The 20,557-nt window shown below is 68.2% G+C and carries 19 protein-coding genes; 14 read left to right on the top strand and 5 right to left on the bottom strand.

What is annotated here, in order from left to right; translation table 11 throughout:
- Positions 1 to 164 precede the first annotated feature (164 nt).
- Entirely contained in the window at positions 165 to 1,256 is a 1,092-nt protein-coding gene (locus tag GSE44_RS07310; protein WP_159348138.1) for an alpha-hydroxy acid oxidase, read from the top strand.
- Positions 1,257 to 1,259: 3 nt separating this feature from the next.
- On the opposite strand, the gene GSE44_RS07315 is transcribed toward GSE44_RS07310, so the two are convergent.
- Positions 1,260 to 1,964, bottom strand: a complete 705-nt coding sequence (locus GSE44_RS07315; protein WP_159348139.1) for a winged helix-turn-helix transcriptional regulator — start codon at positions 1,962 to 1,964, stop codon at positions 1,260 to 1,262.
- Positions 1,965 to 2,027: 63 nt separating this feature from the next.
- Here GSE44_RS07315 and GSE44_RS07320 point away from each other — a divergent pair, with 63 nt between their 5' ends.
- The 3 genes from GSE44_RS07320 to coaA all read left to right on the top strand — a co-directional run bounded on the left by GSE44_RS07320 (position 2,028) and on the right by coaA (position 4,026).
- The gene (locus tag GSE44_RS07320; RefSeq protein ID WP_159348140.1) at positions 2,028 to 2,450 is read left to right on the top strand and encodes a VOC family protein; all 423 of its coding nucleotides are present in this window, start codon (positions 2,028 to 2,030) and stop codon (positions 2,448 to 2,450) included.
- 10 nt (positions 2,451 to 2,460) lie between these two features.
- Complete coding sequence (locus GSE44_RS07325; protein WP_159348141.1) at positions 2,461 to 2,940, top strand: VOC family protein; 480 nt, start codon at positions 2,461 to 2,463, stop codon at positions 2,938 to 2,940.
- A gap of 144 nt (positions 2,941 to 3,084) precedes the next feature.
- Complete coding sequence (coaA, locus tag GSE44_RS07330) at positions 3,085 to 4,026, top strand: type I pantothenate kinase (RefSeq protein ID WP_201305967.1); 942 nt, start codon at positions 3,085 to 3,087, stop codon at positions 4,024 to 4,026.
- 11 nt (positions 4,027 to 4,037) lie between these two features.
- Here the strand turns inward: coaA and GSE44_RS07335 are convergent, their stop codons facing one another.
- The 3 genes from GSE44_RS07335 to GSE44_RS07345 form a co-directional block, all read right to left on the bottom strand.
- The gene (locus GSE44_RS07335; protein WP_159348142.1) at positions 4,038 to 5,648 is read right to left on the bottom strand and encodes a cisplatin damage response ATP-dependent DNA ligase; all 1,611 of its coding nucleotides are present in this window, start codon (positions 5,646 to 5,648) and stop codon (positions 4,038 to 4,040) included.
- A complete protein-coding gene (locus GSE44_RS07340) occupies positions 5,645 to 6,703 on the bottom strand; it encodes a ligase-associated DNA damage response exonuclease (protein ID WP_159348143.1) in 1,059 nt (352 codons plus the stop codon). Before GSE44_RS07340 ends, GSE44_RS07335 begins: the two co-directional genes overlap by 4 nt.
- Positions 6,704 to 6,800: 97 nt before the next feature.
- Complete coding sequence (locus GSE44_RS07345) at positions 6,801 to 7,526, bottom strand: transglycosylase SLT domain-containing protein (RefSeq protein WP_235924609.1); 726 nt, start codon at positions 7,524 to 7,526, stop codon at positions 6,801 to 6,803.
- A gap of 859 nt (positions 7,527 to 8,385) precedes the next feature.
- Between GSE44_RS07345 and GSE44_RS07350 the strand changes: the two genes are divergently transcribed.
- The 10 genes from GSE44_RS07350 (at position 8,386) to GSE44_RS07395 (ending at position 19,606) form a co-directional block, all read left to right on the top strand.
- Positions 8,386 to 9,111 carry a GntR family transcriptional regulator gene (locus GSE44_RS07350; protein ID WP_159348217.1) on the top strand — a complete coding sequence of 242 codons (726 nt, stop codon included), beginning with the start codon at positions 8,386 to 8,388 and terminating at the stop codon, positions 9,109 to 9,111.
- Positions 9,112 to 9,491: 380 nt separating this feature from the next.
- Entirely contained in the window at positions 9,492 to 11,609 is a 2,118-nt protein-coding gene (locus GSE44_RS07355) for an acetate--CoA ligase family protein (protein ID WP_235924610.1), read from the top strand.
- Entirely contained in the window at positions 11,606 to 12,451 is an 846-nt protein-coding gene (locus GSE44_RS07360) for a MaoC/PaaZ C-terminal domain-containing protein (RefSeq protein ID WP_159348145.1), read from the top strand. The genes GSE44_RS07355 and GSE44_RS07360 overlap by 4 nt, the downstream gene beginning before the upstream one ends.
- Complete coding sequence (locus GSE44_RS07365) at positions 12,448 to 13,527, top strand: acyl-CoA dehydrogenase family protein (protein WP_159348146.1); 1,080 nt, start codon at positions 12,448 to 12,450, stop codon at positions 13,525 to 13,527. The genes GSE44_RS07360 and GSE44_RS07365 overlap by 4 nt, the downstream gene beginning before the upstream one ends.
- A complete protein-coding gene (locus GSE44_RS07370) occupies positions 13,524 to 14,669 on the top strand; it encodes an acyl-CoA dehydrogenase family protein (protein WP_159348147.1) in 1,146 nt (381 codons plus the stop codon). The genes GSE44_RS07365 and GSE44_RS07370 overlap by 4 nt, the downstream gene beginning before the upstream one ends.
- Before the next feature lie 51 nt (positions 14,670 to 14,720).
- Positions 14,721 to 15,722, top strand: a complete 1,002-nt coding sequence (locus GSE44_RS07375; protein ID WP_159348148.1) for a Bug family tripartite tricarboxylate transporter substrate binding protein — start codon at positions 14,721 to 14,723, stop codon at positions 15,720 to 15,722.
- Between the two features lie 28 nt (positions 15,723 to 15,750).
- Positions 15,751 to 16,923: a thiolase domain-containing protein gene (locus tag GSE44_RS07380; RefSeq protein ID WP_159348149.1), complete on the top strand. Its 1,173-nt coding sequence runs from the start codon at positions 15,751 to 15,753 to the stop codon at positions 16,921 to 16,923.
- Between the two features lie 5 nt (positions 16,924 to 16,928).
- Positions 16,929 to 17,327, top strand: coding sequence for a Zn-ribbon domain-containing OB-fold protein (locus tag GSE44_RS07385; RefSeq protein WP_159348150.1), 399 nt, complete (start codon positions 16,929 to 16,931; stop codon positions 17,325 to 17,327).
- A 14-nt stretch (positions 17,328 to 17,341) separates the two neighbouring features.
- Complete coding sequence (locus tag GSE44_RS07390) at positions 17,342 to 18,256, top strand: SDR family NAD(P)-dependent oxidoreductase (RefSeq protein ID WP_159348151.1); 915 nt, start codon at positions 17,342 to 17,344, stop codon at positions 18,254 to 18,256.
- Positions 18,257 to 18,382: 126 nt separating this feature from the next.
- Positions 18,383 to 19,606, top strand: a complete 1,224-nt coding sequence (locus GSE44_RS07395) for an ABC transporter substrate-binding protein (protein WP_159348152.1) — start codon at positions 18,383 to 18,385, stop codon at positions 19,604 to 19,606.
- Between the two features lie 21 nt (positions 19,607 to 19,627).
- On the opposite strand, the gene GSE44_RS07400 is transcribed toward GSE44_RS07395, so the two are convergent.
- Positions 19,628 to 20,431 (bottom strand): IclR family transcriptional regulator, encoded by an 804-nt coding sequence (locus GSE44_RS07400; RefSeq protein ID WP_159348153.1) that lies wholly within the window; start codon positions 20,429 to 20,431, stop codon positions 19,628 to 19,630.
- Positions 20,432 to 20,557 lie beyond the last annotated feature (126 nt).

Consider the following 20,557-nt stretch of genomic DNA (forward strand, 5'->3'; position numbering starts at 1 on the left):
CCCCTTTCTGGCAAGGCGCCGGACCAGCTTCGGGCGAAGGGGCGGGGCGGTCGGCGGATTCGCTGCCGATGGTTCTAACCCCTGGCCGATCTCACGCAAACGAGAGGTTTCGGATCCTGGCACCGGCGGTTCCGCCATGCGGCGATCCGCTCTAAGCCTGCCGCATGTCCGCCCCCCTGGCCTTCACCCCGATTCCGGACGGCATCGTCTGCGTGCCGGATTACGAGCAGGCGGCGCGCGAGCGGATGGGCGAGAATGCCTGGGCCTATGTCGGCGGCGGGGCGGGGGACGAGCTGACGCTCCGGGAGAACCGGGCGGGGTTCGACCGGCTGCGGCTGAACGCGCGCGTGCTGGTGCCGATGGGGGCGGCGCATACGCGGCTGCGGCTCCTCGGGCAGGATCTCGAACATCCCATCCTCGTGGCGCCCAGCGCCTTCCACCGGCTGGTCCATCCCGATGGGGAGGCGGCGACCATGCTCGGGGCTTCCGCCACGCGCTCCTGCATGGTGGTCAGTGCTCAGGCGAGCCTGCCGATCGAAGCCATCGCGGCCCAGGCGAGCGTGCGGCCCTGGTTCCAGCTCTATATCCAGCCGGATCGCGGCTTCACCCTTGCCCTGGTGCGCCGTGCCGAGGCGGCGGGTTATGTGGCGCTCGTGGTGACGGTGGATGCGCCGATCAGCCTACGCAACCGCGAGCAGCGCGTCGGCTTCCGCCTGCCGCCCGGAGTCGAAGCCGTAAATCTGCGCGGCGCCGCGCAGCCCACGGTGCCGGAGGGAGCGAGCGAAATTTTCGGCGCCGTCCAGGCCACCGCCGGATGGGAGGACATCGCCGCCCTTCGCGCCGCGACGCGCCTGCCGCTGCTGCTGAAGGGCATCATGGTGCCCGAGGATGCCGAGCGGGCCATCGCGGAGGGTGCCGACGGGATCATCGTCTCCAACCATGGCGGCCGCGTGCTGGACACCCAGCCTGCCGCCATCGACGCGCTGCCCGCCATTGCGCGCCAGGTGGCGGGGCGCGTCCCGGTCCTGCTGGATGGCGGCATCCGGCGTGGCACCGATGTGCTGAAGGCGCGGGCGCTCGGCGCCCAGGCGGTGCTGGTCGGGCGACCTGTGCTGCATGGGCTGGCGGTGGCCGGCGCCATGGGTGTCGCCCATGTACTGAAGCTGCTGCGGACGGAGCTGGAGGCGGCCATGGTGCAGACCGGCTGTCCGACGCTGGATGCCATCGGGCCGCAGGTGATCTGGCGCGGGCCCTGACCGTCAGCGCTTGGGCATCTCAGCCTTGGGCGGCAGGGGAAAGAGGCTTGTGAACCAGCGCGCCAGCACGCGGTCCCCTTCGACCGTCAGGGCGCCGGCCGCTTCGAGCGACTCCAGCGCCTGGCCGCCATAGATGGCGGCGGCGATCACCCGCGGCTCACCGGAGAAGATGGCATCCGTCCCCTCGGGCGTGCCGGCGGCGATCTCGATACGCCCTTCCGCCAGCTGCGCCACGAAAAACTCCGCCCCGAGGCGGAAGCCGATCCGCGCCTCGATCCCCACGGCGCGCGACGGATCGAGCATGGTGCGGAGAGAGAGCAGGAGCGAGGCGGCGCTGAAGGGCAGGCTGGGATCGTGATGAGGGGAGCGCACCGCCCAGCGGCCCAGCGCCTGGAAGATCGGCTCGCTCTCCAGCCCCCATTCGGTCAGCTCATAGACCTGGGTCGAGGCGGGTGGCGGGAGCTTCCGCCGCACCAGCACGCCCGCGGCTTCCAGCCCCTCCAGCCGCTGCGTCAGGATATTCGCGCTGATGCCGGGCAGGCTGGCGCGCAGATCGCCGAAGCGTTTCGGGCCGAACATCAGTTCGCGCATCACCAGAAGCGACCAGCGCTCGCCCAGCAGGTCGAGGGCATGGGCGGCGCCGCAGGCATCCTCGTACCAGCGGCGGCGCTGGGCAGCAGATCCTTCAGTAATTTTTTCTAACCTCATCGTTGCATTTTATAACTACGTGAGGCATCCAGATCAAGCAGCCGCCAAGAAAGGGATGTCCCCATGAGTCGCATGATCTTCGTGAACCTGCCTGTGGCCGACCTGCCAAAGGCCGTGGCCTTCTATGAGGCCATCGGTGCGCAGAAGAACCCGCAATTCTCCGACGACACCGCCGCCTGCATGGTCTTCTCCGAGACGATCCATGTGATGCTGCTGACGCACGACAAGTTCCGGCAGTTCACCCCGCGCCCGATCGCCGAAGCGCGCGCGGCGAGCGAGGTGCTGCTCTGTCTGTCTTCCGAAAGCCGCGAGGCGGTGGACGAGATGGTGGGGGCTGCGGCCGCTTCGGGCGGCATGGCCGATCCGGGCTTCAAGCAGGACCACGGCTTCATGTACGGCCGCAGCTTTGAGGACCCGGATGGCCATATCTGGGAGGTGATGTGGATGGACGTGCAGGCCATGCAGTCCTGCCCAGCCGCGGCCTGAGGCGGCGGGCGTGTCGGGGATCGCCACCTGCCTCTGGATGGATGGGCGCGCGGAGGAGGCGGTGGCCTTCTATGTCGGCGCCTTCCGCCAAGCGGGCCGTGAGGCGGCGCCCGGTCCTGTCCTGCACCAGGGCGAGGTCGGGCCCGGAGCGCCGGGCAGCGTGCTGACGGCGACGGCCACGCTCGATGGCCATGTCGTGATCGCGCTGAATGGCGGACCTCTCTTCCAGTTCACCCCGGCTATCTCGCTGACCATCACCTGCGAGACGCAGGCGGAGGTCGATCGCTTCTGGGATGCGCTTTCGGATGGTGGGCAGACCGGGCAATGCGGCTGGCTGACCGACCGCTTCGGCGTCTCCTGGCAGGTGGTGCCGAGGCGGCTGCCGGAGATGCTGATGGATGCCGATCCGGCCCGCGCCGGGCGCGTCATGCAGACAATGTTGGGCATGACGAAGCTGGAGATCGCGGAGCTGGAAGCGGCCTATGGTTGAGCCACTGGCTGAGCCTGGGGCGGATGGACGGAAACGCCCCTCCGCCCCCCGGCTGCGGCCCGCCGCATTGACGTGCCCGCGCGGCCATTGCTGACTGCCGGCCGGCGGCCGCCCATCGGCCGGCCTGACGACCTGGGGCGTTCCGTGCGATCAGACAAAATCCGGCATGCGGCGCCGTATCTCAGCTTCAGCCGTTCCGAATGGGCCGCGCTGCGCGCCGCCACGCCGCTTACCCTCTCGGATGCCGAGCTGAACGAGCTGCGCGGGCTGAACGACCCGGTTTCGATCGCCGATGTGGCCGATATCTACCTGCCGCTGTCGCGGCTTCTGAACCTGCACGTCACGGCGGCGCGCCAGGTGGAGGCGGTGGTGGAGAGCGCTTTCCTCGGGCGGCCGCGTGCGCCGGCACCTTATATTATAGCGGTCGCCGGCAGCGTGGCGGTGGGCAAGAGCACCTTCGCGCGGCTGCTGCGCACCGTGCTCTCCCGCTGGCCGGACCATCCGCGGGTGGACCTCGTCACCACCGACGGCTTCCTGCTTCCAACGAAGGTGCTGACCGAGCGTGGGCTGATGCAGCGCAAGGGCTATCCGGAGAGCTACGACCTCAAGCGGATGCTGGCCTTCCTGAACGGGATCAAGGCCGGGGAGCCGCAGCTGCGGCTGCCGGTCTATTCGCATGAGGCCTATGACATCCTGCCCGACAAGTTCCAGGTGGTCGAAAGCCCGGACATCCTGATCTTCGAGGGGCTGAACGTGCTGCAGACGGTGTCTCAGGCCGCCGTCGTCGCCTCGGACTTCTTCGATTTCTCGATCTATATCGATGCCGAGCAGTCGGCGATCGAGTCCTGGTACACGGAGCGGTTCCTCCTGCTCCAGCGCACCGCCTTCCAACGGCCGACCTCCTATTTCCACCACCTGCGCGGGCTGAACCCGGAGCAGGCGGCGGATATGGCGCGGCAGATCTGGCAGCAGACCAACCTGCCGAACCTGGTCGAGAACATCCAGCCGACGCGCGAGCGGGCGCGGCTGATCGTACGCAAGGGGCGGAGCCATGCGGTTGAGGAGTTGTGGCTTCGCCGCCGGTGACGCGCTGATCCTTACTCCGTCCGGTTCTCGACCATGGCCATCAACGTCTCCAGCACATCCGCTTCCTCGGCCGGCTTGTCGGGGCGGAGGCGGGCGATGCGGGGGAAGCGCATGGCGACGCCGGAGCGGTGGCGGGTGGAGAGCTGGGCGGCGTCGAAGATCACTTCCAGCACGAAGGTTTTTTCCACTTCCCGCACCGGACCGAAACGGCCGGTGGTGTGGTTGCGGACCCAGCGGTCGAGGAAGATCAGCTCCTGGTCGGTGAAGCCGGAATAGGCCTTGCCGACCGGGACCAGCTCGCGCGTGCCGTCCTCGTTCGTTCGCCAGAGGCCGAATGTGTAGTCACTATAATAGCTGCTGCGCTTGCCATGGCCGCGCTGGGCATACATCAGCACGGCATCGACGCCGAGCGGCGCACGCTTCCATTTCCACCACAGCCCCTTCACCCGGCCGGGGATATAGGCGCTGTCCGCGCGCTTGAGCATCAGCCCCTCGATCGAGGCGGCGCGGGCCGTGTCGCGCAGCGCCGAGAGGTCATCGAGGCTGGCGAAGCGGATGAGCTCGGACACGTCCATGCGGGAGGGCGCGTGTCGGGCGGCCCAGGCTTCGAGCCGTGCGCGGCGCGTGTCGAAGGGGAGGGCGCGCAGGTCCTCCTCGCCATCCAGGAGGAGGTCGTAAAGGCGGACGGCGACGGGATAGTCGCGCATCAGCTTCGGGCCGATCACCTTGCGGTTCAGCCGTTGCTGCAGGTCGGAAAAGGGGGCGACGGTGCCGTCCCGCACGACCAGCAGCTCGCCGTCGAGCACGGCGTGGAAATCCATGGCTTCCGCGATCTCGGGAAAGGCGCCGGAGATGTCCTCGCCGGTGCGGGACCAGAGCCGGCGGCCGCCGGGGCCGGCGGTGAGCTGGACGCGGATGCCGTCCCATTTCCATTCGGCGCGCCAGTCGTTCGGATTCGCCTCGATGGCGGCGATGTCGGCGGGGGCTTCCAGCGGATGCGCGAGCATCAGCGGGCGGAAGACCGGGGCGTCCTTCGGATCGGGGCGCGGTCCCTTGCCCTCGAGCCAGTGGAAGAGGGGAAGGTAGGGCGGGGCGACGCCATGCCAGACCTCCTCGATTTCGCCGATATCCTGGCCGGCCCATTCGGCCAGCGCCGTTTTCGCAATGCGCGCGGAGGCGCCCACCCGGAGCCCGCCGGTGACAAGCTTGATGAGGGCGAGGCGGCCGCCGGCATCCAGCGTGTCCAGCCAGCCTTCCAGCAGGGCCGGGATCTCGGCGCGGGAGGCAAGTTCCAGGCTTTCCACCACCTCGGAGAGGTCCGGGGGCGGGGCGTTTACCCCTTCCCGCTCCGGCCAGATCAGGGCGACGGTTTCGGCGAAATCGCCCACATAGTCATGGGAGAGGGCGAGGAGGACGGGATCGACCCGGCGTTCCACCAGCTCCCGGACCAGGCTGGGCTTGGCGGCGGAGAAGGAGAGCTCGCCGGTCAGGGCGGCGAGACCGACTCCGCGCTCGGGGTCCGGCTGTTCGGCGAACCAGCGGCGGATCAGGGCGATCTTGGCGTTGCGTCCGGGGGTGAAGACCAGCCGTTCCAGCAGGTCGGCGAAGGCCTGGACGCTCAATGCGGCGCCCCGCCGGCATCCGAATCCGCCGCGGGTGCCGGTTCCTCGGGGGCGCCCTCGTCCTCCTCGTCGCGGCCGACAAGATGAAGCGCGCGGCCGCGGATGCCGCGCAAGGACAGCGCATGGACGAGGGCATCGTCACGGCCATGGGTGACCCAGATCTCGGGGGCGCGGACCTCCTCGATCGTCTCCAGCAACTCGTCCCAATCGGCGTGGTCGGAAATAATCAGGGGCAACTCTACTCCGCGTAGCTTGGCGCGCTGACGCACGGTCATCCAGCCGGAGGCGGCGCAGGTGACCGGATCGGCCAGGCGGCGGGCCCAGGGGGTGGCTTCGGCGGAGGGTGGGGCGATCACGATTTCGCCGGCGAGGATCGGCGGATGGCCGCGCTTCAGGCCTTTCGGCACCGGCAGGAGTTCGCCAAGGCGGATGCCGAGCGATTCGTAGAGGGTGCAGAGCTTCTCCACGGCGCCGTGGAGATAGACGGGGCGGTCCCAGCCCGCCTCCCGCAGCAGGGCGATGATCCGTTGGGTTTTGCCGAGCGCATAGGCGCCGACGACATGGGCGCGCTCGGGGAAGAGGGCGACGCTGTCCAGCAGGCGGCGGATCTCATGGGTATCGGGCGGGTGGCGGAAGACCGGGAGGGCGAAGGTCGCCTCGGTGACAAAGACGTCGCATTCCACCGGCTCGAAGCCCGCGCAGGTCGGGTCGCGCCGGCGCTTGTAGTCGCCGGAGACCACGATGCGGCTGCCCTGCCATTCCAGGGCGACCTGCGCCGAGCCGAGGACATGCCCGGCCGGGATGAGGGTGATGCGGACGCCATTGCGGGTGACGCTCTGGCCGTAAGGGAGGGGCTGCTGCTGGTCCCCGGCGCGGTCCTCGCCGAAGCGGGCGCGCATGATGGCCAGTGTGTCGGGGGTGGCGAGCACGGCGCCATGGCCGGGGCGCGCGTGGTCCGCATGGCCGTGGCTGACAACGGCGCGGTCCACGGCCCGGGAGGGGTCGATGTAGAAACCCCCCGGCTCGCAGAAGAGACCGAGGGGGGTGACCTTCATCCAGGTTTCAGGATGGGGAGCCGGCATGGGAGGGGGTAGATTGGGCCTCCCGGCGCGGCTTCAAGGATCCTGGTCCGGGCAGGGATGATACGGCGGATCACTCCGCCGCTTCGGCGATCTCCAGCAGGGCGGCGCCGTTGCGGCGTTCCCGTGCGATCGCGGTGTTCCCGCAGGGCACGTTGTCCAGCACCTTGCTGTCCGGATTGGTCACCTGCAGCTTCGCCTGGACGCGGCAGGCGAGGGCGTTGCCGGAGGGCAGGGCGCCGTTCCAGCGCCGGATGGCATCGGCCCAGTTGCCATAGGTGTCGTAGTGCTGGCGGAGGTAGCTGGCACCCCAATCGGCGGCTCGCCAGGGATCCAGCGGCCAGTCGGAGTTGCGGGCATGGACGCGGGCATTCACCTGCACGCAGCCGGCCATGACGAACTGGCCGGGGCGGGCGCTGTGATAGACGCGGCGGGCCTCGTCCCTGTTCTCCGGATAGTAGGGGCGGCCGCCGATGTTCATGGCGTAGCCATGCAGGCCGGACTCGGCCAAGGCGATGGCCACCATCAGGCCTTCGGGGATGCCGTGGGCCTGCTCGGCCTGGCGCGTGGCGTCGAGGCAGGCGGCGCGGGGATTGTCTATATCCTCCCGCCGTAGCACCGCGGGGCGGGCGCGCATCGTGGTGCCTGGGCCGACGAGCGCGACGGTGCGGACGCCTGCGGGAACATCGGCAGGGCGGACACCGTCGGGCACATCGGCCGGGGGCGGGGCGGGTTGCGCGGCGAGCTGAGGCTCGTCGGCGGTGGCGCAACCGGCGGCGAGGGAGCCGAGGCCGATCACGAGGGTTGAGGCGAGCGCGACCCGTGCGGCGCCGGATCGGCGTCGTCTTGGGGTCGGGCTCCCGGCTTGAGTCGGAGGGGCGCTCCGCGGCATCGCGCACGGGAACGCCGCGTTTGGCTGTCGGCCGGGGGAGGCCGACGGTCGGGGCGCGGACGTCATGGCCAAACCGCTACCAGCAAGGTGCAGTCCAGCGCAACCCAAAATGCCGCGGGGTCGCTCGCGGTGTGTATAACGTGAGGACGAAATGAAGGTTTCGCCCTGCTGCAGCCACAATCCGCGAGGGATGTTTCGGCGGATGCCTAACGTGAAGTATTCGACGGGCCAGTTTTTCTTGATCACGGCCCTGAGGTGCCAACGTAATATTTGTGAATTCAGTAAAGCGAAGTTCTGACGCCCTGCGGGCGGTCGAGTGGGTGGCGGTGGCGGGGGGATGGGCCGAGCTGGCGGCCTGGGCAAGCGGAGGCACCCGCTAGGCATCGGCGGCGCCCATGAAGAAAGGGCGCAGCAAAGCGTTGGTGATGATTTGTAGAGGAAAATTGGTGGAGGAGGGGGAGGTGGGGTGACGACGCTGCCCGCCCGGCCCGGGATGCCAGTGCATCCCGCGGCCCTACGCGGCGAGGCTAGCGTCGTCCCCTCGTTTCCTTCCCCAAACCCGGCCCGTCTTTGACGGCGGCAATTCCGACTTCGCATGGTCTTGTATAAGACACAAGACGGTTTACATCCGGACTGGGATGCTCACGAAAAGTTTTCCTGGGCATCTTGGCGCGAATGAGAGGCGCCTTTCATGCCCTCGCGTTGTTGCGGCGCGGGATGGTAGAACAGGCTCCCATTCAGACATTCGGAACGTCCCTTGAACGAGATGCGTCGCCCTGACGCCCGCCCACTTTATGTCCAGGTCGAAGCGATCCTGAACGAGCGGATCGTCTCGGGCAGCTGGCGGTCCGGCCAGGTCCTGCCCGCGGAGCCGGAGCTGGCGGCCGAACTCGGCGTGTCCGCCGGGACGCTGCGGCGTGCGCTGGCCGGGCTGGAGCGACGCCACCTGATCCAGCGGCGGCAGGGGCGCGGCACCTATGTGGCGCAGCAGACGAGCGAGCAGGCACTGGGCCAGTTCTTCCGCGTGCGGAACCTGGCCGGGCAGCCGGTTGAGCCCGAGACGCTGGTCACGGCATTGGTGACGGGGCCGGCGACGGAGGAGGAGGCGGCCCGCCTGCGGCTTGCGCCGGGCGAGGAGGTGCATCGCATTGACCGCAGCCGGATCTTCGAAGGCGAGCCGCGCATCGCGGAGCGGATCACCCTGCCGGCGGCGCTATTTCCGGGCTTTTCGCTGCCGCTGGCGCCCGAGCAGCTCGGGATGGAGATCTACGTCTACTACCGCAACAGGCACGGGATCATCGTGGTGCGGTCGGACGAGAAGCTGTCCGCCATTGCTGCGGCGGAACCGGATTCGGCGGTGCTTGGCTGCGCCATTGGTACGCCGCTGCTGTTGATCGAGCGCGTGACCTTCGATGCGGCGGGGCGGGCGGTGGAGATGCGCGTCTCGCGGCTGGATACGCGCGCGCATCGCTATGCGGTGGAGATCGTCTGAGCACTGCGCGGCGGGTGTGGTGCCCGGCCATTCGATGAGCTTCCAGGCGCGGGCCGAGCGGCGCGCGACCCCGTGTCGACCTCGCGCGGGTTGGCGGTACCGATCTCAACATTTTCACGACAGCTTTGTCGGTGGGACATTCGGTGCCGGTGCGGCGCGACTGCCGCAGGGGCACTTTGTGCCCGTTTGTCGGGCCTGCCCCGGCTTTCTGCCGGAGGGTTTGCACACGCGTTTCTGCACTGGGAAAAACATTCAGCACGTTGAATGCCGGCTGGAAGCTGTCTAGCCTCCCCGGGAAGGCCGAAGGCCAGGATGAAGGGAGGCGGGCGGATGCAGGCGCGACAGGATGCGCCGGCCGCCTGGGGACAGGAATGGACGCATTGCCAGGTACGGAAACCGGATCGCGCTCGCCTCTCGATGCGTTGCTGGCGCCGCGTTCCGTCGCGGTGATCGGCGCCTCCGGCGATCCGGCACGGATCGGTGGGCGGCCGATCGCGGCCATGCTGGAGCAGGGCTTTGCCGGTTCCATCCTCCCGGTGAATCCGAAACATGCCGTGGTGCAGGGGCTACCCGCCTATGCCTCCATCGCGGCCCTGCCCGAGGTGCCGGATGTGGCGATCATCGCCGTGCCCTCGGCGGCGGCTGAGGTGGCGGTGGCCGAGCTGGCGGAGCGTGGCACCCGGGCCGCGATCATGTTCAGCTCCGGCTTCGCGGAACTGGGCGAGGAGGGGGCCGCGGCGCAGGAGCGGCTGGTGGTGGCGGCGCGGCGGCATGGGATGCGGCTGCTGGGTCCGAACAGCCTGGGGTTGTTCAATGCCCGCATCGGCTTCTACGGCACCTTCAGCACCAGCCTAGAGCGCGGTTATCCCATCGCCGGGCCGGTCGGCATCGCCAGCCAGTCCGGCGCCTATGGCATGCATCTGTTCAGTATGGCGCGCGACCACGGCATGGGCATTTCCTGCAGCGTCACCACCGGCAACGAGGCCGACGTCAATGTCGGCGAGCTGATCGGCTGGATGGCGCAGGACCCGGGTACGGAGGTGATCGCCGCCTATTCCGAGGGTATCCGCGACGCGCCCAGCTTCCTGGCAGCGTTGGACCTGGCGCGGCGCAACCGCAAGCCGGTGGTGATGATGAAGGTGGGGCGCAGCGACGTGGGCAGCGCCGCCGCGAAGTCCCACACCGCCTCCATCGCGGGGGACGACGCGGTGACGGATGCGGTGCTGTCGGAATTCGGCGTGGTGCGCGCGCGGACGACGGAGGAGTTGCTGGACATCGCGCGGCTGGCAACGCGGCGGGTCTTTCCGGTTGGCAATACGCTGGGCGTGCTGACCGTCAGCGGCGGCGCCGGGGTGCTGATCTCGGATGCGGCGGAGGCGATCGGGCTGCCCATGCCGCCGATGCCGGAGGCGGCGCAGCAGGCACTGCGCACGACGCTGCCCTTCTGCGCGCCGCAAAATCCGGTGGATTGCACGGCGCAGGTGCTGAACGACCTGTCGCTGGTGGGGCGCTTCTCGGATGCGCTGGTGAAGGAGGGAGGTTACGGCTCGATCCTGTACTTCTTCACCCATGCGGGCGGCGCGCCCTCCATCACGCCGCGCCTGCGCACGGAGCTGAAGGCGGCACGCGAGGCTTATCCGGACCGGCTGTTCGTTCTCTCGGTGCTCGCCGATCCGCCGCAGATCCGCGAATTCGAGGAGGACGGTTTCGCGGTGTTCGAGGACCCCTCCCGCGCGGTGGTGGCGATCCATGCAATGGGGCGCTTCGGGGATGCCTTTGCCGCTACGCCGCCGGTTGCACCACCGGCGATGGCGCCCGTTGCGCTGCCCTCGCGCACGCCGAGCGAGGCGGAGGCCAAGCGCATCCTGGCGGCGGCGGGAATCGAGGCCGCGCCGGAACGCGCCTGCGCCACGGCGGATGACGCGGTGGCGGCGGCTGAGGCGCTGGGCTTCCCGGTGGTGCTGAAGATCCTTTCACCTGACATCATGCACAAGTCGGAAATCGGTGGCGTGCTGCTGAACCTGGCGGATGCGGGGGCGGTGCGCGATGGCTTCGCGCTGGTGATGGAGCGCGCCAAGGCGGTGCCGCAGGCGCGCATCGAGGGTGCTCTGGTGGCGAAGCAGCTTTCGGGCGGGGTGGAATGCATCCTGGGCGTGCACCGCGATCCGGTATTCGGGCCGGTCGCCATGTTCGGCCTCGGCGGCATTTTCGTGGAGGTGCTGAAGGATGTTTCCTTCCGCCGCTGTCCCTTCGGGGAGGAGGTGGCAGAGGGGATGATCCGCTTGATCCGCGGCGCACCGCTGCTGCTGGGCGCGCGCGGCAGGCCGCCGACGGATATCAAGGCGCTGGCACGGATGCTCTCACGCCTCTCGGTGTTTGCGCATCAGGCCGGGCCGCGGCTGTCGGGGATCGACCTGAACCCCGTTTTCGCGATGCCGGAGGGGCAGGGTGCCTTCGCGGCCGACGCGGTGATCGACATTGCGGAGGATGCGGCGTGATCGAATACGAGAAGCTGCTGAACTTCCCCATCCCGGAGGTTCGCCAGCGCGTGACCCCGCGCGATGCGGTGTTCTACGCGCTTTCCGTGGGGCTCGGGCAGGATCCGCTCGATAAGCGGCAGCTGGACTTCGTGGATGCGGACCGCAAGCTGCGCGTGCTGCCCTCCATGGCGGTGGTGCTGGCGCATCCGGGCTTCTGGGCGGCCAATCCCGAGACGGGAATCGATGCCGTGAAGGTGGTGCATGGGGAGCAGCGCATCACCCTGCATCGTCCGCTGCCGGTTGAGGGCGAGGTGATCGGCCGCACCCGTGTCACCGGGCTGGTGGACAAGGGCGAGGGGAAGGGCGCGCTGATGTATTCGGAGAAGGAGATCCGGGACGCGAGCGGGACGCTGCTGGCGGTGACCAGCAGCACCACCTTCCTGCGCGGCGATGGTGGCTTCGGCGGTCCCTCAGGCCCGGTGATCCCGCCGAATGCTATCCCGGAGGCAGCCCCGGACATCACGGTGGACCTGCCGACGCGGACCGAGCAGGCGCTGTATTACCGGTTGAACGGCGACGACAATCCGCTGCATGCGGACCCTGATGTGGCGGCGAAGGCCGGCTTTCCGCGCCCAATCCTGCATGGGCTCTGCACGCTGGGCGTGGTGGCGCATGCGCTGCTGCGCGAGCTTGGGAATTATGAGGCGGATTCGATGAAAGGCCTGTCCCTGCGCTTCTCCTCGCCGGTCTATCCGGGCGAGACCATCCGGACCGAGATCTGGCGCAGCGGTGCCTTCCGCGCGCGCGTCGTCGAGCGCGACGTTGTTGTGGTCAACAACGGCGCGGCGGTCTTCGCATGAGCGCCGCGCTGGAGCAGGGCGCCGAGGAACGCGCCGAATCAATACGCATGATTCGCGACAGTGCCGCCGGCATCGCGGCGCGCGGCGGTGACCGCAAGCGCATCCGGGCGCTGCGCTTCCAGGCGCCGGGCTTCGATCCTGCCGTGCTGCGGCAGATGGGCGAACAGGGCTGGATCGGGCTGCGCGTGCCTGAGGAGAAGGGCGGCGCCGGGCTGGGCATGAGCGAGTTCTGCGCCGTGGCCGAGGAGCTGGGCGCGGCGCTGGCGCCGGAGCCGCTGGTGGCGACCGCGCTCTCGGCCGCGCTGCTCTCCGCTGCGGGGGCGGAGCGGCCGCTGGCCGGGCTGCTTTCCGGGGAGAAGCTGGTGCTGACAGCCTGGCAGGAAGGGCCTGCCACGCTGGAGGCGCCGGGCAGCGCCGATGCGCCGCGGCTTTTCATCCCCGTCGCTGGGGGTGCCGATGCCTTCTTGGTGCCGGTGCGGCAGGATAGGGGGCTGGCACTGCGGTTTCAGCGGCGCGAGGGCGCTGATCTCACCCTCGATAAGACGCAGGACGGGGGCTTCTACGGCACGCTTCGGCCGCTGGGTGGCGAGGTGTTGGCGGCGGATGTTGCGGAGGCCCTGGACAATGCGCTGGACGAGGCGGCGCTGGGCACCGCCGCCTATCTGCTCGGCGTGATGGACCAAGCCTTTGTGCTGACGCTGGAATATCTCCGCACGCGGCAGCAGTTCGGCAAGCCGATCGGGAGCTTCCAGGCGCTGCAGCACCGTGCGGCCGACCTGAAGATCCAGATCGCGCTGAGCCGGGCCAGCATCGATTCCGCGGCGGCCCTGCTGGATCGTGCGGGGGCGCCGCGCGCCGCGCGCCGCGCTGCCGTGTCGCGCGCCAAGGCGCGTGCTTCGGAGGCGGCCATGCTGGTGACGAAGCAGGCGATCCAGCTGCATGGCGGCATCGGCTACACCGATGAGGCGGATATCGGCCTGTATCTGCGCAAGGCGATGGTGCTGGCGAACCAGTTTGGCACCGCCGCGCTGCATCGCCGCCGCTTCGCCGCTGAGGCAAGGGAGGACGAGGTATGACGGAGCTGAACGCCCTGAGCGACGAAGCTTTCCGCGCCGAGGTGCGCCGCTTCGTCGAGAGCGAGTATCCGGCGGAGCTGCGCAATCCGCAGCACCGGCTGCATTGGGACCAGGGGCGCGCCTGGTTCGAGAAGGTGAAGGCCAAGGGCTGGGTGGCGCCGGGCTGGCCGCGTGAATATGGCGGCATGGGGCTCAGCGCCTCCAAGCAGATCATCCTGATCGAGGAGTATGAGCGGCACGGCGTCGCGCGCCTGCCCGATCATGGCGTGATCATGCTGGGGCCGCTGCTGATCCGCTTCGGCACCGAGGCGCAGCGCCAGCGCTTCCTGCCGCGCATCCTGGCTGGCGAGGATATCTGGTGCCAGGGCTATTCCGAGCCCGGCGCCGGATCGGACCTCGCCTCGCTGCGGACCGAGGCGGTGCTGGACGGCGACCATTACGTGGTGAACGGGCAGAAGATCTGGACCACGCTGGCGACGGACGCGAACTGGATCTTTTGCCTCGTTCGTACCGACAAGACGGTGAAGAAGCAGGAGGGCATCAGCTTCCTGCTGATCGGCATGAACAGCCCGGGCGTGACGGTAAGGCCGATCATCAACCTCGCGCTGCATGACGAGTTCTGCGAGGTGTTCTTCGACAATGTTCGCGTCCCGCGCGAGAATCTGGTGGGCGAGCCCAACAAGGGCTGGAGCATGGCCAAGGCGCTGCTGGGCTTCGAGCGCATCTTCCTCGGCTCGCCCCGCCAGTCCGGCTATGCGCTCGCGCGGCTGAAGATGCTGGCCGAGCGCATGGGGGTGATCGACGAGCCGGAGTTCCAGGACCGCTACACGCGGCTGCGGCTGGATCTCGAGGACCACAAGGCGCTCTACGAGACCTTCGTTGCCGTGCTGCGGCGCGGCGAGTCCCTTGGGCCGGACGTGTCCATGCTGAAGCTGCACCAGGCGGAGCTGTTCCAGCGCATCACCGAGCTGATGCTGGAGGTGGCGGGCGAGAATGCCGGGCTTCTGGAGCCGATGGGCGGCAACCGGGACCTGCATCCTTCCGGCCAGTTCATCGAGGCGCGGCCGACCACGATCTATGGCGGCAGCTCCGAGATTCAGCGCGGCATCCTGGCCAAGAACGTGCTGGAGTTGCCGGGCTGAAGCAAGATGGAGGCGGCCTTGCACAAAGCCGCCCCAGAGGAGGGACGGGGAATGGGACCGATCGTCAAGCGTCGCGACCTGTTCGCGGCCGGAGGTGCCCTGGCGCTGCCATCCATTGCGCGGGCGCAGGAGGCCGGCTGGCCGCGCCGCAGCATCCGGCTCATCATTCCCTTCCCGCCGGGCGGCACGACGGACCTGATCGGGCGTATGCTGGCGGAACGGCTTTCAGCACGGCTGGGGCAGCCGGTGGTGGTGGAGAACCGCGGCGGGGCGGGCGGCAATATCGGCGCCGATATCGTCGCGAAGTCTGAGCCGGATGGTTACACCTATCTCATGACGTCGATCGGCACGGCGGCAATCAACTATGCCGCCTATGGGCAACGCATGCCTTACCGGCCGCAGGATCTTGCGGCGGTGGGGCTCGTCACGCGTGTGGCGAATGTGCTGCTGGCGGCCAAGGATGTGGCCGTGCCAGATGTGGGCGGGATGATTGCGGCCGCGAAGCGGCAGCCAGGCACGCTGAATTATGGGTCATCCGGCACGGGCGGCAGCCCGCATGCCTGCATGGAGTTGCTGAAGTCGAAGCTGGGGATCGAAATCCAGCATGTGCCCTATCGCGGTTCCGGGCCGATGCTGACGGAGTTGGTGGCGGGGCGGATCGAGCTGGGGATGGACAATATTCCCTCGGCGCTGAACTTCGTCCGCAGTGGGCAGATCCGCGCGCTGGCTGTCACCAGCCGGGAGCGTTCGACGGTGCTGCCGGAGGTGCCGACGCTGCACGAGACCGGGATTGCCGATTTTGATGCGGTTGCCTGGTTCGGCCTTCAAACGCCGGCGGCGGTGCCCGCGCCGGTCGTCGCGTGCATGGGGCGCGAGATCGACGCGGTCGTGCGGCAGCCGGATTGGATCGCGAAGATGCGGGAGTTTGCCGCCGAGCCGCCGCGGCTGACGCCGGAGGGCGGCACCACGCCCGAAGCCTTTGCCGCATTCATCCGCGACGAGATCTCCCGCTGGGCGGAGGTGGCGCGGGTGAGCGGGATGGTGGTGGAATAGTGATGAAGAACGGGAAGGGACAGCGCGCTTGAGCATCCGGGGAAAGGCCTGCATCGTCGGGGCCTATGAGCATCCGACGCGCAAGGCGGAGGACAAGAGCACGGCTCAGCTGCATGCGGAGGTGGCGCTGGGCGCGCTGCGCGACGCGGGGCTGACGCGCGCCGATGTGGACGGCTATTTCTGTGCCGGCGACGCGCCTGGCATGGGGCCGCTGAGCATGGTGGACTACATTGGCCTGGATCGGCTGCGGCATGTGGATTCCACCGATGTCGGCGGAAGCTCCTACCTGCTGCATGTCGCGCATGCGGCGGAAGCCATCGCCCTGGGCAAGTGCAACATCGCGCTGATCACCCTGGCCGGGCGCCCGCGTTCGGAAGGGGTGGCGACGGGAACCGCGCCGCGCTCCGGAAGCCCGGCACAGCCGGACGTGCAGTTCGAATATCCCTATGGAGCCGCCGTCGCGAACATGTATGCCATGTGCGCCAAGCGGCATATGCATGAGTTCGGCACCACCTCCGAGCAGCTTGCCTGGATCAAGGTCGCGGCCAGCCATCACGCGCAGCACAACGAGCATGCGATGCTGCGCAAGGTCGTGACGGTGGATGAGGTGGTGAACTCTCCCCTGGTGGCTGATCCGCTGCACCGGCTGGATTGCTGCGTGATCAGCGATGGCGGCGGTGCGCTGGTGGTGGCGCGGCCGGAAATTGCGCGCCGGCTGAAGCGCCCGGTGGTGACGGTGCGCGGCGCTGGCGAAGCGGTGAAGCACCAGATGGGCGGGCAGCTGGACCTGACCTATACCGGCGCCCGCTTCTCGGGTGCGCGCGCCTTCGAGGAGGCAGGGGTGAGGCCCGCCGACATTAAATACGCCAGCATTTATGACAGCTTCACCATCACGGTGCTGCTGCAGCTGGAGGATCTCGGCTTCTGCGAGAAGGGGCAGGGCGGGCGCTTCGTGCAGGACGGCAATCTGATCAGCGGCACCGGCAAGCTGCCCTTCAACACGGATGGCGGCGGGCTCTGCAATAATCACCCGGCCAATCGCGGCGGCATCACCAAGGTGATCGAGGCGGTGCGCCAGCTGCGCGGCGAGGCGCATCCGGCGGTGCAGGTGAAGAATTGCGACCTGGCGCTGGCGCATGGCACGGGCGGGTCGCTCGGCACGCGGCATGGCAGCGCCACACTGGTGCTGGAGAGGGAGTAAGGGCGATGAGCGAACAGCTGCAAAAGCGCGTGCCGCCGAGCCCGACGCCCGATCCCTCCACCCGCGGCTTCTGGGCGGCCGCGCGCGAGGGCAAGCTGCTGATCGGGCGCAACACCAAGACCGGCAAAACGCATTACCCGCCGCGCCCGATCTGCCCCTTCGACGATGAGGGCACGGTGGAATACGTGCCGGCGAGCGGTGCGGGGACGATCTACACCTACAGCGTCATGCGGGCGAAAATCCCCTATGTGATCGCCTATGTGGAATTGGCCGAGGGGCCGCGCATCATGACCAACATCGTCGACTGCGACATCGAGGCGCTGCAGGTCGGGCAGGCGGTGCGCCTGACCTTCGTACCCAGCGAAGGGGATGGCCAGCCCATTCCCATGTTCACCCCCGCCTGAGAGGAAACCCAGTCATGAGCATGCTGGATGGCAAGGTCGCGATCGTTACCGGTGCGGGGGGCGGGATCGGGCGGGAGATTGCGCTGGCCATGGCGCTGGCCGGGGCGAAGGTGGTGGTGAATGACATCGGCGCCTCGCTGACCGGCATCGGCGAGCAGTCGGCGACGCCCGGCGAGCAGACCAAGGCAATCATCGAGCAGCGCGGCGGGAAGGCGGTGACGAATACCGACAGCGTTGCCGACTGGGAGAGCGCGAAGCGGATCGTGGCGAGCGCGATCGAGGCCTTCGGGCGTGTGGACATCGTGGTCAACAATGCGGGCATCCTGCGGGACCAGATCTTCCACAAGATGACGCCGGAGGAGTGGCGCGCCGTCATCGACGTGCATCTGAACGGCAGCTTCTATGTCTCGCGTGCTGCCGCCGAACATTTCCGCGCGCAGAGTTCGGGTGCCTATGTGCACATGACCTCTACTTCCGGCCTAGTGGGGAATTTTGGGCAGGCGAACTACTCGGCGGCGAAGCTGGGGATTGCGGCGCTGTCCAAGTCGATCGCGCTCGACATGCAACGCTTCGGCGTGCGCTCGAACTGCATCGCGCCCTTCGCCTGGAGCCGCATGACAAGCTCCATTCCGGCGGAGACGCCAGAGCAGAAGGAGCGGGTTGAGAAGCTGAAGCGGATGACGCCGGAGAAGAATGCCCCATTGGCTGTCTTCCTGGCGAGCGATGCAGCCAAGGATGTGACGGGGCAGATCTTTGCGGCCCGGAACAACGAGCTTTTCCTGTTCAGCCAACCGCGCCCGGTGCGCAGCGCGCATCGGAGCGAGGGCTGGACGCCGGAGTTGATCGCCGAGCACGCGATGCCGGCGCTGCGGGCGCAGTTCATGCCGCTGGACCGTAGCCCGGACGTGTTCTCCTGGGATCCGGTCTAGTCCGGAGGCGTAGTATTCTGGTGAAGCGGGCGGGGGGTTGTCTAAGCTCTCCGTCTGGCAGGGTGGCGGGAGCCGGCGGCCCGGCTTCGGTAAGCACAACAAGAATCAATGGGGAGGCTTGGTGAGATGTTGCAGCGCAGAGTACTTCTGGCCGGTGCTGCTGCAGCACCGCTTGCGTCCCGTATGGCACGGGCCCAGGCCCAGCCGATCCGCCTGGCGGTGCTCGGCGACTTCTCCGGACCCTACCGGCATCTTTCCGGTCCAACCGCTGTCGCTTGTGTGCAGCAGGCAGTGGAGGATTCCGGGATCCGTCAGCGCGGGATCGCCGTGGAGGTGTTCCAGGCGGATCACCAGCAGAAGGCCGATACCGGCGTGGGTATCGCGCGGGAATGGTTCGACCGTGGCGGGGTGGATGTGGTGCTGGAGGTGAACAACTCCTCCATCGCCCTCGCGCTCAACGGGCTGGTGCGGGAGAAGGACAAGATCCATCTCAACACCGGTGCCGCGACGTCGGAGCTGACGGCCAAGGCCTGCAGCCCGAACACGGTCCAGTGGACTTATGACACCTACATGCTCGCCCGCTCCTCGGGCGTCGCCTCGGTGCGCGCGGGGGCGGACACATTCTTCGTCATCGCCGCGGACATGGCCTTCGGGCACCAGATGGAGCGCGACGTCACGAAGTTCGTGGAGGCGGAAGGCGGGAAGGTGGTCGGTTCCATCCGCCATCCCTTCCCGGGCACAATGGATTTCTCCTCCTTCCTGCTGCAGGCGCAGCGGAGCCGGGCGAAGGTGGTGGCCTTCGCCAATGCGGGGCAGGACTTCATCACCTGCGTAAAGCAGGCTCATGAGTTCGGCCTCGTCTCGCGCGGGCAGAAGCTGCTGGGCACCATTGGTTTCGTCAATGACGTGAAGTCGCTTGGGCTTGAGACGGCCAAGGGGCTGTTGCTGACCGAGAGCTTCTATTGGGACCTGAACGACCGTACGCGCGCCTTTACGCGGCGTGTGTTGCCGAAGACGCCGGACAACTACCCGAACCAGACACATGCGGGGAACTACTCCGCCGTCACGCATTACCTGAAGGCGGTGGCGGAGATCGGGGCGGTGCGGGCGAAGCAGTCCGGGCGGGAGGTGCTGGAGGTGATGCGGCGCATGCCGACGGATGACGACGCCTTCGGGGCAGGCAGCATCCGTATCGATGGCCGTCACCTGCATGACGTGTATCTGTTCGAAGCCAAGTCGCCGGCGGAATCCAAGGGAGCATGGGATCTGCTGAAGCTCGTCAGGACCACGCCGGCGGCCGAGGCCTTCCGGCCGCTGTCGGAAGGGGGATGCGCGCTGGCCTCTGGTTGATTGCGCTGTTGCGGGCCGGTGCTATGCCCGCTCGGCCGGGCGGGGGAAGAGGGCCTTGCCGGTGAGCAGGGCGACCTCGCGCAGATCTTCACCCAGGCGGGGGAAGACATCTTCGGCATGCTGGGCCGCGATGGTGATGCCGCTGAGGCCGAAGCGGGGCAGGTCCTGCTGGTCGGTCACCAGCGCGGCAACGGTGATCAGCCCGCGATAGAGGTGGTGGCGGTCCATGCTCCAGCCGGCCTGCCGCGCCTTGCGCGTGTCGGCCAGGTAGGATTCGAAGCTCGGCGGCGTCTGCCAGCGGAGGGTGGCGAAGCGGCGGCGTAGTTCTTCCTCGGGCAGGTCGAGCGCGGCGGCCACGCAGCGGCCGACGGCGCCCACCAGCATCGGCAGGCGCAAACCCATGCGCATCTCGACGCGAACGGCGGTGTGGCTATGGGCGCGGTCGATAAGGACGATGTGCCCGTCCTCGGTAACGCGCCAGAGCACGATCAGCATGTCGTATTTCTGTGCCAGGCGCTGCAGTTCCGGCCGGATCAGCTCCGTATGACTCATCCCGAGGAAGCCGGCAGCCAGTTCCGCGACGGCAAGGCCGAGCGCATAGGTCTTGTCGGCCTCCCGGAAGGAGACGAAGCGGGCGCGCGTCAGCGTACGCAGGATGTTGAAGCAGGTGCTGACGCTGATGCCAGTTCCGCGCGCAATGGCTGCGACGCCGAGCGGCGCCGTTGCGGTGGAAAGGTGCCGCAGGATGCCGATGGCGTGGACCACCGCGCCCACGTCACGCTGGCCGGTCGCCTCGCGCTCCAAGGTGGACGCACGCGTATCCATCCAAGATCCTGATCTCCCAGCCGTTTTTTGAATGTAGACGAGTTGCCGGGCGGTGCAAGCGGCGCTTTGGCAGGAAATCCTGTGCCCATGGCTTCCAGGCGGAACCGTGGAGCACTCCGCAGCTGC

The organism is Muricoccus harenae (genome assembly GCF_009848505.1).
GTDB classification, from domain to species: Bacteria; Pseudomonadota; Alphaproteobacteria; order Acetobacterales; family Acetobacteraceae; genus Roseomonas; species Roseomonas harenae.